Here is a 12,723-nt window from a genome sequence, read left to right as displayed (position 1 = left end):
ACCGGCAGGCCCCGGCCACCGGCCGGCGGCGGCTACCGCGCGCGCAGCCCGTCGAAGGCCAGGTGGACGACCGCGTCCGCGACCCCGTCGGTGCCCTTGAGGCCCGGCCGGTACCACTCCACGATCGAGTTGATCATCCCGAACAGCAGCCGGGTGGCCAGCCGCGGCTCGACGTCCGCGCGCAGCGCACCGTCCGCGACCGCCGCCCGCAGCAGCTCGGCGACCTGGTGGTCGAACTCCCGGCGCCGCTCCAGCGCCCACTGCTCGGTCACCGTGTTCCCGCGCACCCGCAGCAGCAGCGTCACGTACGGCAGTTCCGCGAGCAGCACCTCGGCGGTGCGGCGCACCACGTGCTCCAGCCGCTCCACCGCCGGGCCCCGCACCGCCGCGGGCTCGGCCAGGATCGCGAACAGCCCGTCCAGCGCCCGCCCGACGGCCAGCCGCAGCAGCTCCTCCTTGCCGCGGACGTGGTGGTAGATGGACGACTTGGAGATCCCGGCCGCCCGGGACAGGTCCTCCATCGAGGTGCCGTCGTAGCCGCGCTCGTTGAACACGTCGACGGTCACCGCGAGCAGTGACTCCACGGTGTAGGCGGTACGCGTGCTGTGATCGGCCATCCTCCGAGTATCCCCGGCCGCCCCGCACCGTACGCGATCGGGTCCGGTCGGGTCCGCGGCAGCGCTCTGGTCCACACCAGGCCCCGAGGCGCAGGCCCTAGACTCGGCGGACGATCGTCCACGTCCAGCAGGGTGGGGTCCAGTCCGAATGAACGCAATACCGGCCGTCGCCTCCGACGTGCCCGAGCAGCGCAGCGATGATCCGGGGGGCGTGCCCGGCGGCGGCTGGCGGGAAGGCGCCCGCGCCCTGGTGGTCCGGTTCGGGCCGGCGGTGTGGTGCTACGCGGTGCTGAAGCTGATCGGCTTCACCGTCTTCATGAAGCTGCTCTCCTTCTCCGGCGACTACCTCAAGAAGCCGGCCCGGTTCGGCGGCGGCGCCAACCCCTGGGACGTGCTGGCGACCTGGGACGGCTGGTGGTACCAGCAGGTGGCCCAGTTCGGCTACCACCCGGCGCTGGTCACGATCCCCAACGGCCCGGTCGGCTTCTCCGTCGAGCAGAACTCCGCCGCGTTCTTCCCGCTCTACCCGGGCCTGATGCGGATGACCTCGGACGTCACCGGCCTCGGCCTGTACGGCGCCGGGATGCTGGTGTCGGTGGTGGCCTCGCTGTTCGCCGCAGCCGGGATCTACGCCGTGGTGGACCGGATGGCCGGCCCCAGGGCGGGCGTGATCGCGGCCGGGATCTGGGCGATCGCCCCGGGCTCGGGCGCCGAGTGGGCGGTCTACTCGGACTCCACCTTCGTCGCGCTGGCCGCCTGGGCCTGCTACTGCGTGATGACCAAGCAGTGGGTCGCCGCCGGGGTGATCACCCTGGTCACCGGGCTCAACCGGCCGACCGCCGCGGCGCTGATAGGCGCGGTCGGCCTGGCCGCGCTGGTGGAGCTGTACCGGCGGGAGAGCGGCGTCCTGCGCCCGCTGACCGCGATGCTGCTGGCCCCGGTCGGCCTGCTCGGCTACGTGGCCTGGGTGGGCTGGCGGATGGGCGAGTGGGGCGGCTACTTCCGGCTCCAGCACGACGCCTGGCTGCACTACTTCGACTGGGGCCAGGGCACCTGGCACGCGATCCGCGGCGTGCTGCTGGGCCGCAACGACTACCCGTTCGCGTTCCCGGTGCCGGACCTCTTCGCCACCCTGATCGTGCTCACCCTGCCGGTGCTGATCGTGCTGCTGATCCGGCTGCGCCCGCCGCTGGTGCTGACCGCCTACACGCTGGCCACGATCGTCTCGGTGCTGGGGAGCCTCGGCATCTTCGGCAACGTCTCGCGCTACCTGCTGCCGGCGTTCCCGCTGCTGATCGCGCTCGCGGTGGCGATGCGCAAGCTCAGCTGGCCGGTGCTGGCCGCGGTGCTGGGTTTCGGCGCGGTCGCCTCCGGCTGGTACGCGGGGTACGTCATCTTCGAGCTGGGCGTGCCGTAGGCCCTGCCCCGCACCGACCCCCAGGGGGCGCGTCCACGACGGACGCGCCCCCGCGCGTCTTCCGGCCACCGCCCCCGCGCGTTTCCGGACACCACCCCCGCGCGTTTCCGGACACCACCCCCGCGCGTCCTCCCGGATTCCGTCCCCTGCACCCTCTTGAGCCGACCGATCGTTCGGTTACCCTGTGACGTGTCCCGTCCTCCCTCCTGAGGAGCGCACAGATGTCCGCAGCGGTCACCCACCCCCTCGTCGGCGAACTGGTCGAGCGCCACCAGGCCACCCTGGACGCCGCCCTCGACGCCGCCGCCAAGCGCGACTACTGGTCGCCCTACCCCGAGTTCCCGAAGGCGTACGGCGAGAGCGGCCCGGCGGACGGCAAGGCCGCCTTCGACGCCCTGCTCGGCCAGCCGTTCACCCTCGACGGCCACCCCGCCGACGGCGACCTGGTCGGCGGCGAGGCCTCCCCGTACGGCATCGAGCTGGGCATCGGCTACCCGCACGCCGAGCCGGACGCGCTGATCGCCGCGCTGAGCGCCGCCCGGCCCGGCTGGGCCGCCGCCACCCCGCTGGAGCGCGCCGCCGTCTGCCTGGAGATCCTGCACCGGATCAACGCCCGCTCCCACGAGTTCGGCCAGGCCGTCATGCACACCACCGGCCAGGCCTACGGCATGGCCTTCCAGGCCGGCGGCCCGCACGCCCAGGACCGCGGCCTGGAGGCGGTCGCCTACGCCTACGCCGAGCAGACCCGGCTGCCCCGCCGGGCCGACTGGACCAAGCCCCAGGGCAAGCGCGAACCGCTGGTGATGACCAAGGAGTTCACCGTCGTCCCGCGCGGCCTCGCGCTGCTGGTCGGCTGCAACACCTTCCCCACCTGGAACGGCTACCCCGGCCTGTTCGCCTCGCTGGCCACCGGCAACCCGGTGCTGGTCAAACCGCACCCGCGCGCCGTGCTGCCGCTCGCGCTGACCGTCCGGACCGCCCGCGAGGTGCTCGCCGAGGCCGGCTACGACCCCAACCTGGTCTGCCTGGCCGTCGAGCACGAGGGCGGTACCGTCGCCCAGACCCTCGCCGTCCGCCCCGAGATCCGGCTGATCGACTACACCGGCTCCACCGCCTTCGGCGACTGGCTGGAGGAGCACGCCAAGCAGGCCGAGGTGTACACCGAGAAGGCCGGCGTCAACGCGGTCGTCATCGACTCCACCGACGACTACAAGGGCATGCTCGGCAACCTGGCCTTCGCCCTCTCGCTCTACAGCGGCCAGATGTGCACCACCCCGCAGAACCTGCTGATCCCGCGCGGCGGCATCGCCACCGACCAGGGCGACAAGTCCTACGACCAGGTCGTCGCCGACCTCGCCGCCGCCATCGACGGCCTGCTCTCCGACGACGCCCGCGCCGCCGCCATCCTCGGCGCCGTGGTCAACCCGGGCGTGCTGCAGCGCTCGGCCGCCGCGGCCGGCGGCGAGTACGGCGAGCTCGCCCTCGCCCCGCGCGCGGTGACCTCGCCGGACTTCCCCGGCGCGACCGTCCGCACCCCCGCGCTGGTCAAGCTGGACGCCGACAAGCCGGACGACCGCGCGGTCTTCCGCACCGAGTGCTTCGGCCCGGTCTCCTTCGCCGTCGCCGTCGAGTCCACCCCCGCCGCCGTCGAGCTGCTGCGCACCACCGTCCGCGACAAGGGCGCCATGACGGCCTCCGCCTACACCACCTCGCCCGAGGTGGAGGGCCTGCTGGTGGCGGCCGCGCTCGACGCCGGCGTCTCGCTCTCGCTCAACCTGACCGGCGGCGTCTACCCCAACCAGACCGCCGCCTTCTCCGACCTGCACGGCACCGGCGCCAACCCGGCCGCCAACTCCGCCTACTGCGACGGCGCGTTCGTCGCCAACCGGTTCCGCACCGTGGAGGTCCGCCGGCACGGCTGAGCGCCGTCCGATCCGCTCCGGGCCCCGGCGGTCACCCACCGCCGGGGCCCGGCGGTTCACAGCTCCCCGCGGGCCCGGGATGATGGAGTCTGGGAGAACGCCGGACACGGCGTCCAACCGCCCTCCGAACACCGGGAGCTGACACATGACCGCGAAGCCGACGACCGCCACCGACATCCTGATCGTCGGTGCCGGACCGACCGGGCTGCTACTGGCCGGCGACCTCGCCGCGGCCGGGGTCGGCGTCACCGTCCTGGAGAAGCGCGGCGCCGAGTCCAACCTGACCCGGGCCTTCGCCGTGCACGCCCGCACGCTGGAGCTCCTGGACGCCCGCGGCCTCGCCGACGACCTCATCGCCACCGGCCGCCCGGTCACCGGCCTGAGGATGTTCGACCGTTTCGGCATCGACCTGAGTTCGCTGCCCACCCGCTTCCCGTTCGTCCTGATCACGCCGCAGTACCACGTCGAACGGCTGCTCCAGGACCGCGCCGAGCGGGCCGGCGCGACCGTCCTGCGCGGCGCCGAGGTCACCGCCCTGCGCCAGGACGCCGAGGGCGTCACCCTGGAGACCCGCGACGGGAACACCTTCACCGCCCGGTACGCGGTCGGCACCGACGGCGTCCGCTCCACCGTGCGCGACCTGCTCGGCATCCCGTTCCCCGGCGAGTCCGTGGTCGACTCGGTGATGCTCGCCGACGTCCGGCTGGAGCGCGAGCCCGCCGACACCATCACCGTCGGCGCCAACGAGACCGGCTTCTCCTTCCTCGCCCCCTTCGGCGACGGCTGGTACCGGCTGATCGCCTGGGACCGCAAGGAGCGGCAGCCGGACGGCACCACCCCCTCGCCGGAGCGCCTGGCCGCCATCGCCCGGACCACCCTCGGCGAGGACTACGGCCTGCACGACGTCCGCTGGAGCTCCACCTTCCACAGCGACGAGCGCCAGGCCCCCAACTACCGCTCCGGCCGGGTCTTCCTGGCCGGCGACGCGGCGCACTGCCACTCCCCGGCCGGCGGCCAGGGCATGAACACCGGCCTCCAGGACGCCGCCAACCTGTCCTGGAAGCTCGCCGCCACCCTTCAGGGCCGCGCCACCGACGCCCTGCTCGACACCTACCAGAGCGAACGGCACCCGGTCGGCCGGACGGTGCTGCGCACCTCCGGCGCGCTGATCCGGCTCGCCCTCGCCGAGTCCGCCCCCACCCGCGCACTGCGCGGGGCGCTCACCACGCTCGGCGGCCACCTCGACCTGGTCACCGAGCGCGGCGCCCGGATGGTCTCCGGCATCGACATCTCCTACCCGGCCCCGAAGGACGCCCACCCGCAGGTCGGCAAGCGCGTCCCGGACCTGCGGCTGACGGCGCTGCGCAAGCCCGTCGAGGGCGCCCCGGCCGCCCCCGAGCGGCTCTACGAGGCGCTGCGCGAGGGGAAGTTCGTCCTGGTCAGCAACGACGAGCTGGCCGCCGCCGAGCCCTGGGCGGACCGCATGGTCGCCGCCGCCCCGGCCGACCCGCACGGCAAGCTGCGCGACACCGTCCTGCTGATCCGCCCGGACGGCTACGCCGCCTGGGGCGCCGTCGACCCCGGCCAGGGCGAGCTCCGCACCGCCCTCACCGCCTGGCTCGGCACCCCCTGACCCCCGCCGGCGGGTGCGCGGCCTCCCCGCGCACCCGCCGGGCCCGCCGCCGGACCGGCTGTCAGACCGGTTTTCGGGCCCGGCCTTTCACACAGTTCCGCGCCGCCTGAGCCCGATTCCCGCGCGTCGCCTTTCGGCCCACGCCGGTCATGCTTCCCGCGCGGCCCCACCCGGTTCCACGTCCGTCCCTTCCGCCCCGCACCGGTAGGGGCCGGTTCCGGAATCCGGACCATTCACTGTATGGAATCCCCGCATTCCGGGTGTCCACAGTTGACTGTTTTTTAGCAACGAATTGCTTGACCATGAGCCACTTTGCCCACTGGTTCTGTCATGTTCTAGCCAGCGTTTTCGACTCCGGAACGCTCTGGCCCCTTGCCGGCCCCCACAGCCGGCCAGAGGAGGATCCGTTGCGCCCCCGCTCCCTTGCCCTCGCCGCGGCGATAGCCGTGCTGCCGCTGACCGCCGTCTCGCTCGGTGTCTCCACCGCGCAGGCCGCCCCCGCTCCCCGTGTCGCCCTCCCGAACACCGTCAACCCGGCGGTGGCCCACTCGGAGAAGAAGGGCGACGTCCCGGCCGAGCAGCAGATCTCGGTGGCCGTCAGCCTGAAGCTGCGTGACACCGCCGCCCTGGACCGCTTCCTCACCGCGGTCGCCACCCCCGGCACCCCCGAGTTCGGCAAGTACCTGACGCCGGAGCAGTTCACCGCCCGGTTCGGGCCGACCCAGGCCGCCGTCGACCAGGTCAAGACCTACCTGGCCGCCCAGGGCCTGACCGTCACCGAGGTGAGCGCCAACCGCCAGGTGGTCAGCGCCCACGGCACCAACGCGCAGATCTCGCAGGCCTTCGGCACCCACGAGAGCTCCTACGTCGACCCGCAGCTGCAGCGCGCCTTCTTCGCCAACGACGCCGCCGCCTCCGTCCCGGCCGACCTGGCCGACGTGGTCCAGGGCGTGAGCGGCCTGGACAACCACGCGGTCCGCAAGAACCGCCTGGCCAAGCCGAACTCCGTCACCCCGCACACGGCCTCCTCGACCCCGAGCGGCTTCGGCCCGTCGCAGTACGACGGCGCCTACAACCTCAACAAGACCGGCGCCGACGGCACCGGCACCACGGTCGCCCTCTGGGAGTTCGACGGCTACTCGTCCTCCAACCTGACCACCTACGACTCGCAGTACGGCCTGTCCGGCCCGGCCGTCTCCACGGTCTCGGTGGACGGCGCCAACTACGACTCCGCCCCCGGCGGGGGCCAGGGCGAGGTCGAGCTGGACAGCGAGATCGTCCGCGGCGCGGCGCCGAAGGCGACCCAGCTGGTCTACGAGGCGCCCAACAGCGACCAGGGCGAGATCGACATGGCCAACAAGATCGTGGCCGACAACCAGGTCTCGGTCATCTCGATCTCGTGGGGCTCCTGCGAGCCGGACACCACCGCCGCCTCGATGACGGCCGTGGACAACGCCTTCAAGCAGGCCGCCGCCCAGGGCATCTCGATCTTCTCCGCCTCCGGTGACGACGGCTCCCGCGACTGCACCCGCTCCACCAGCGGCTCGTCGGTCAAGGCGGTCGACTTCCCGGCGTCCAGCCCGCACCAGACCGGCGTCGGCGGCACCAACCTCCAGGTGTCCGGCACCTCGTACTCCTCGGAGAGCGCCTGGAGCGGCGCCGGCGGCGGCGTCTCCACCGTGTTCGGCAAGCCGACCTGGCAGACCGGCACCGGCACCGGAACCGGCACCATGCGCACCGTCCCGGACGTCTCCTCCAACGCCGACCCGGCGAGCGGCTTCGCCATCTACACGGCCGGCTCCTGGCAGGTCTACGGCGGCACCAGCGCGGCCGCGCCGCTGTGGGCCGGCTACGCGGCCCAGTTCAACCAGAAGGCCAAGGCCGCCGGCCAGCCGGTCCTGGGCGAGGCGAGCCCGAAGCTGTACGCGGTCGCGAACAGCAGCAACTACTCCGGCGCCTTCCACGACGTGACCAGCGGCTCCAACCAGGACTACCCGGCCGGGACGGGCTACGACCAGGTCACCGGCTGGGGCACCCCGATCGCCGACGGCCTGACCACCGCCCTGCTCGGCGGCGGCTCCACCACCCCGCCCACCGGCGGCTGCACCGCGGCCCAGCTGATCGGCAACGGCGGCTTCGAGACCGGCACCGCCGCCCCGTGGACCACCTCCAGCGGCGTGATCGACAACAGCTCCTCGCAGGCGGCCCACTCGGGCAGCTGGAAGGCCTGGCTGGACGGCTACGGCAGCGCCCACACCGACACCCTGTCGCAGACCGTCTCGGTGCCGGCCGGCTGCAAGTCCGCCAGCCTCACCTTCTGGCTGCACATCGACACCGCGGAGACCGGCACCACCGCGTACGACAAGCTGACCGTCCAGGCCAACGGCACCACGCTGGCGACGTACTCCAACGTCAACGCCGCCGCCGGCTACGTGAAGCGCACCCTGGACCTCTCCTCCTTCGCCGGCAAGAGCGTGACCATCAAGTTCACCGGCACCGAGGACGGCTCCAACCAGACCAGCTTCGTGATCGACGACGTCGCGCTGAACGTCAACTGACCACCAGCGGGTAGCACCACCTGACCCCCGCCGGGGCGGCGCCGACAGGGCCCGCCCCGGCGGTGTGCGTCCGCCCGGCGCGGTGTGCGTCCGCCCGGCGCGGCGGGCGGCAGGGGCGGGCGGGCGGCGAGGACGTGTGTTTCCGAACTGTTTCAAGATCACTAACCCTTCGGTTCACCTGCCGTGACCCCTGTCGTACGCACGACTGATGACGTAGCCTCTCGACCGTGCATAGGGTTCCCCAAAGCTCGGTGAAGCCGTCGGCGGCGAGCCTCGGCGCCGGCCAGGCCCCTCCGAACTCACCTGGCGGGGAGGGTCACCGCATGGCCGCACAGCAGCCTCAGGACTCCGCGCGACTCCGGCTGGTCGGACTGCGCCCGGAGCGCCCCGGCCCGTCCGTACCCGCACCGCCCCCGGCACCGGCGCACGCCGGGCGGGCCACCGCCCCGGGCGGCTTCGCGGACACCCTGCACCTGGCCATCGAGGCCAGCGGCCTCAGCCTGGACCGGATCAGAGCCGCCCTCACCCAACGTGGCGTCAGAGTCAGCGTCACGACGCTGAGTTACTGGCGGCGTGGGCGCAGCCAGCCCGAACGGGCCAGCTCGCTGCGGGCCGTCCACCTGCTGGAGGAACTGCTCGGGCTGCCGCACAGCGCGCTCACCTCGCTGCTCGGCCCACCCCGTCCGCGCGGCCGCTGGGCCGCCGTCGCGAACACCTGCCACCTCGGCCTGGAGGACGTCTGGCCGGGCGAACGGCAGATCGCTGACATCTTCGCCGAGCTGGACGCCCCGCCGCAGGGCGAACTGGAGCGGCTGAGCATCCACGACTCGTACTACGTGGACGCCGAGCGGCGCGGCAACCTGCTGCGGATGCGCCAGGTGGTGCGCGCCACCGTCGGCGGCGTGGGCCGCTGCCTGGTCGTGCACAAGGCCGACGAGGAGGCGACCGGCTGCCCGGAGATCACCTCGGTGCGGCACGGCCGGCTGGGCCGGGTCCGGCGCCGTCCGGAGGCCGGCCTGACCGTCGGCGAGCTGATGCTGGACCGCCCGCTGGCGCTCGGCGACAGCACGGTCTTCGAGTACGAGGTGGAGATCCCGCCGGGCGGCCCGACGCTGGAGTACAGCCGCCGCTTCGCCACCCCGGTGCGCGAGTACGTGCTCCAGGTGCACTTCGACCCGGCGGCCGTCCCGGCGCACTGCGAGCGCTACGACCGCGAGCCGGGCGCGGACATCGACCACCGCCGCGAGCAGCTCTGGATCGGCGCCTCCGCGAGTGCCCACGTGCTCGCCCCGGACCAGCAGCCCGGGCACATCGGCATCCGCTGGGAGTGGCAGTAGCCGCCCCGGCGTCCAGTCGTCCCCGGCATCCGGCCGCCCCGGCGTCCAACCGCCCCCGCCGTCCTCGAACCGGCCCGCGCACCCCCGCCACGCCTGACCGACCGCCAGGCCCCTTCCCGGCACTACCGCCTCCTCCTCGACCCCGCCATGCCCGGACCGCCGAACGGTTGTCACCCGTCCGGCGCAATCCGCCGTGCCACCTTCCGCCCGCTTTGGGACTTTGGTCCCGATAACACGCGGGGCCGGCCCGGGAAGGCCAGTCCTGTCACGCCGTCAGGCGTCGACCAGGAAGACCGCAGGAAAGAGGCGGAGCATGACCCTTACCGACCACCTGTCCCCGCTGCTGGAGTTCGACGAGGTCGAACCGGACGAGGACTGCATATGCGGGGGCTGCAGCGCCCGCCGCCGCGCCCGGCGGCACGCCGCACCGGTGCACGAGGGCGGGCACGCCGCGGCCCGCAGCATCCGCCGCCGGGCCGCCGTGCTGATGGCCGCCGTCGGCACCGCGGTGGGCGGCGGGACGGCCGCCGCCGGACACGCCACCGCCGCCCCCACCCCCGGCCCCACCCCGGGCGGCAGCAGCACCGCCCAGCCCCCGCAGACCCCGCAGGGCGAGGTCAGCGGCCTCTACGGACAGGCACCCGGCGCCCGCGCCTTCGCCGCCCCGCGCGCCGCCGCCCAACCGCCCACCCGGGCGCAGGTCATCCAGCGCGCCCAGGGCTGGGTCGACCAGCAGGTGCCGTACGGCATGGGCAGCTACTGGTCGGACGGCTACCGCCAGGACTGCTCCGGCTTCGTCTCGATGGCCTGGGGACTCGGCAGCAGCCAGACCACCTGGACCCTGCCGAACTTCGCCGAGCGGATCGGCAAGGACGACCTCCAGCCCGGCGACGTGCTGATCTACAACAACCCGGCCAGCCCGCAGTCCGGGTCGCACGTGACGATCTTCGGCGGCTGGACGGACTCCTCCCGCACCCGTTACCTCGCCTACGAGCAGACCTCCCCCAGCACCAAGAAGCGCGACACCCCGTACGCCTACTGGAACAACTCCGGCGCCTACGTCCCGTACCGCTACACCGGCCTGTCCGGCGGCAGCAACGACGGCGCCCCGGCCACCGCCTTCCCGGGCGCGGACAAGTTCGGCCCCGGCGCGAACAACGCGTACGTCACGGAGCTCGGCCGGCTGCTGGTGCAGCGCGGCGGCGCCCGGTTCTACTCCGAGGGGCCCGACCCGCGCTGGGGCGAGGCCGACCGGCGGGCCACCCAGGCATTCCAGGAGGCCCAGGGCTGGCGCGGCGCCGAGGCCGACGGCATCCCCGGCAAGGACACCTGGGACTACCTGGTCAACGGCAAGGGCCGCGCCATCGACGCCGGCACCACCCCGCTACCGCCGCCGGTCCGGCCCGGCACCGGGGCACCCGCCTTCCCCGGCCGGCAGTACTTCGGCCCGGGTCAGAACAACGACCAGGTCCGCCTGCTGGGCGAGCAACTGGTGCGCAAGGGCTTCGGCGGCTCGTACAGCGTCGGCCCCGGCCCGCGCTGGAGCGAGAGCGACCGGCGGGCCGTCCAGGCCTTCCAGCAGGCCCAGGGCTGGCGCGGCGCCGAGGCCGACGGCTACCCCGGCCCGGACACCTGGCGCCGGCTCTTCGCCTGACGCGCGCCGACGGCGTGGTGCCCGCCCCGGCGGGCACCACGCCTCACCCCTGAGGCTTCGACGACATCCAGTGGAAGAGGCCCATCGCCACGCTGGTGGCCAGGTTGAAGCTGGACACCCCCGGCTGCATCGGCACCGAGACCAGGTGGTCCGCCCGCGCCTTGAGCTCCGCCGAGACGCCGTGCCGCTCGGTGCCGAAGGCGAGCAGCGCGTCGTCCGGGAACGGCAGCGTCCGGATGTCCGCGCCCTCCGGGTCCAGCACGTACAGCGGCCCGGCGGGCAGCTCCGGCAGGGCCAGCCGCTCCACCGCGGTGGCGAAGTGCAGGCCCGCGCTACCGCGCAGCACGGTCGGGTGCCAGGGGTCCAGATCGCCGGTGGTCACCACGCCGGTGGCGCCGAAGCCGGCCGCCAGCCGGATCACCGCCCCGACGTTGCCCAGGTTGCGCGGGTTCTCCAGCAGCACCACCGGGGCCGGGCGCGGGCGCCGGGCCAGGGCCGTCAGGTTCGCCCCGACGGACGGCCGCGCGGCCAGCGCGACCACCCCGGTCGGGTGCAGCCGGGGTGCCAGCGTCCGCAGCCGTTCCTCGGGCAGTTCCACCGCCAGCGCGTCCAGCGCCGGCGCGACGTCCGGCGCCAGCTCCCCGGCCAGGGCCAGCAGCGCCGCCCGGTCGGCGGTCAGCACCCGCCGGACGTCCCCGCCGAAGCGCAGCGCGTGCTTCAGCGGGTGGAACCCGTCCAGCAGGACGGCCCCCGGCTCCCGCTCCGCCGCCCGCCACGCCCGCAGCACCTCGTCGTCCATGGCGTTCATGGCGTTCACTCTGCCACCTCGTCCGAAGCCGTCCGATCCAGGGCCACCTGATCCAGGGCCACCCCACCTGAGGCCGCCCCGCCCGGACCGGGCTCACCGGGGCGGCCGGCGGCGGCGATCACCTCGTCGAAGCCGAGCGGCCGCCCGGTCGGGCCGTCCGGATCGGCGGCGAGCCCGGCGAGCGCGAGGTCGAGGTGCCGGTGGACCAGCGAGCCGTCCGCGTCGAGCGCGGCCAGCGCGCCCGGCAGCGGGCGGGACACCCGGACGCAGAGCAGCACCAGGTCGCCCATCCCCACGTCGGCCCGCAGCCGCCCGGCGTCCTGGGCGGCGCGCAGCAGTGCCTCGACGGCGGTGACGGCGTCGCGGCGGACGGCGACCAGGTCCTCGTCCACCACCAGCCGCTCCAGCAGCACCACGATCGCCGCGCCCATCCGCAGGTCGGCGGCGGCGTGCACGAAGCGGCGCAGCGCCCGGTACGGGTCGGTCTCGTCGCGGCGGGCCTGCGCAGCGGCCTCGGCGAGCCGGGCCAGCAGGTCGGTGACCAGGGCGCGGACCAGTGCCTCCCGGTCGGGGAAGCGCCGGTAGAGGGTGGCCGGGCCGACCCCGGCCCGCCGGACCACGGCGTCCAGCGGGGCGTCCGGGCCCCGTTCCAGGAACACCTCGCAGGCGGCGTCCAGGATCCTGCGCCGGCTGCGTTCCGCGTCGGCCCTCATCGGCAACTCCCTAACCGGAGAAATTCTCTCCCTCTATGCTAGCGTCCATTGAAGCGGAGAAAAT

At 73.9% G+C, this 12,723-nt stretch carries 9 protein-coding genes; 6 read left to right on the top strand and 3 right to left on the bottom strand.

Annotated features, from left to right (window positions below; genetic code table 11):
- Positions 1–32: 32 nt before the first annotated feature.
- Positions 33–617 carry a TetR/AcrR family transcriptional regulator gene (locus tag ACIQVZ_RS03360; protein WP_063348430.1) on the bottom strand — a complete coding sequence of 195 codons (585 nt, stop codon included), beginning with the start codon at positions 615–617 and terminating at the stop codon, positions 33–35.
- A 148-nt stretch (positions 618–765) separates the two neighbouring features.
- On the opposite strand from ACIQVZ_RS03360, the gene ACIQVZ_RS03355 reads away from it, so the two are divergent.
- The 6 genes from ACIQVZ_RS03355 (at position 766) to ACIQVZ_RS03330 (ending at position 11,138) form a co-directional block, all read left to right on the top strand.
- Positions 766–2,034, top strand: a complete 1,269-nt coding sequence (locus tag ACIQVZ_RS03355) for a hypothetical protein (RefSeq protein WP_350876805.1) — start codon at positions 766–768, stop codon at positions 2,032–2,034.
- 221 nt (positions 2,035–2,255) lie between these two features.
- The gene (gene paaN / locus ACIQVZ_RS03350; RefSeq protein WP_402446747.1) at positions 2,256–3,956 is read left to right on the top strand and encodes a phenylacetic acid degradation protein PaaN; all 1,701 of its coding nucleotides are present in this window, start codon (positions 2,256–2,258) and stop codon (positions 3,954–3,956) included.
- A gap of 145 nt (positions 3,957–4,101) precedes the next feature.
- Positions 4,102–5,589 (top strand): FAD-dependent monooxygenase, encoded by a 1,488-nt coding sequence (locus ACIQVZ_RS03345; RefSeq protein ID WP_402446745.1) that lies wholly within the window; start codon positions 4,102–4,104, stop codon positions 5,587–5,589.
- Positions 5,590–5,996: 407 nt separating this feature from the next.
- Positions 5,997–8,147 (top strand): protease pro-enzyme activation domain-containing protein, encoded by a 2,151-nt coding sequence (locus ACIQVZ_RS03340; RefSeq protein WP_402446742.1) that lies wholly within the window; start codon positions 5,997–5,999, stop codon positions 8,145–8,147.
- 323 nt (positions 8,148–8,470) lie between these two features.
- The gene (locus tag ACIQVZ_RS03335) at positions 8,471–9,484 is read left to right on the top strand and encodes an XRE family transcriptional regulator (RefSeq protein WP_402446739.1); all 1,014 of its coding nucleotides are present in this window, start codon (positions 8,471–8,473) and stop codon (positions 9,482–9,484) included.
- A 313-nt stretch (positions 9,485–9,797) separates the two neighbouring features.
- On the top strand, positions 9,798–11,138 hold the full coding sequence (locus ACIQVZ_RS03330) for a peptidoglycan-binding protein (RefSeq protein ID WP_402446736.1): 1,341 nt from the start codon (positions 9,798–9,800) through the stop codon (positions 11,136–11,138).
- 43 nt (positions 11,139–11,181) lie between these two features.
- On the opposite strand, the gene ACIQVZ_RS03325 is transcribed toward ACIQVZ_RS03330, so the two are convergent.
- Entirely contained in the window at positions 11,182–11,937 is a 756-nt protein-coding gene (locus tag ACIQVZ_RS03325) for an RNA methyltransferase (protein ID WP_350876952.1), read from the bottom strand.
- A 14-nt stretch (positions 11,938–11,951) separates the two neighbouring features.
- Positions 11,952–12,659, bottom strand: coding sequence for a helix-turn-helix domain-containing protein (locus tag ACIQVZ_RS03320; RefSeq protein WP_350876793.1), 708 nt, complete (start codon positions 12,657–12,659; stop codon positions 11,952–11,954).
- Positions 12,660–12,723 lie beyond the last annotated feature (64 nt).

Source organism: Kitasatospora sp. NPDC098663 (genome assembly GCF_044760075.1).
Classification (GTDB): Bacteria; Actinomycetota; Actinomycetes; order Streptomycetales; family Streptomycetaceae; genus Kitasatospora.
Note: the sequence above shows the minus strand (reverse complement) of the source record. Positions and strands in the feature narration are given on the sequence as shown.

Excerpts from the sequence above, each read along its gene's own strand:
- ACIQVZ_RS03360 (WP_063348430.1), bottom strand. The coding sequence starts at position 617 with ATGGCCGATCACAGCACGCGTACCGCCTACACCGTGGAGTCACTGCTC.
- ACIQVZ_RS03355 (WP_350876805.1), top strand. The coding sequence starts at position 766 with ATGAACGCAATACCGGCCGTCGCCTCCGACGTGCCCGAGCAGCGCAGC.
- paaN (WP_402446747.1), top strand. The coding sequence starts at position 2,256 with ATGTCCGCAGCGGTCACCCACCCCCTCGTCGGCGAACTGGTCGAGCGC.
- ACIQVZ_RS03345 (WP_402446745.1), top strand. The coding sequence starts at position 4,102 with ATGACCGCGAAGCCGACGACCGCCACCGACATCCTGATCGTCGGTGCC.
- ACIQVZ_RS03335 (WP_402446739.1), top strand. The coding sequence starts at position 8,471 with ATGGCCGCACAGCAGCCTCAGGACTCCGCGCGACTCCGGCTGGTCGGA.
- ACIQVZ_RS03330 (WP_402446736.1), top strand. The coding sequence starts at position 9,798 with ATGACCCTTACCGACCACCTGTCCCCGCTGCTGGAGTTCGACGAGGTC.
- ACIQVZ_RS03325 (WP_350876952.1), bottom strand. The coding sequence starts at position 11,937 with ATGGACGACGAGGTGCTGCGGGCGTGGCGGGCGGCGGAGCGGGAGCCG.
- ACIQVZ_RS03320 (WP_350876793.1), bottom strand. The coding sequence starts at position 12,659 with ATGAGGGCCGACGCGGAACGCAGCCGGCGCAGGATCCTGGACGCCGCC.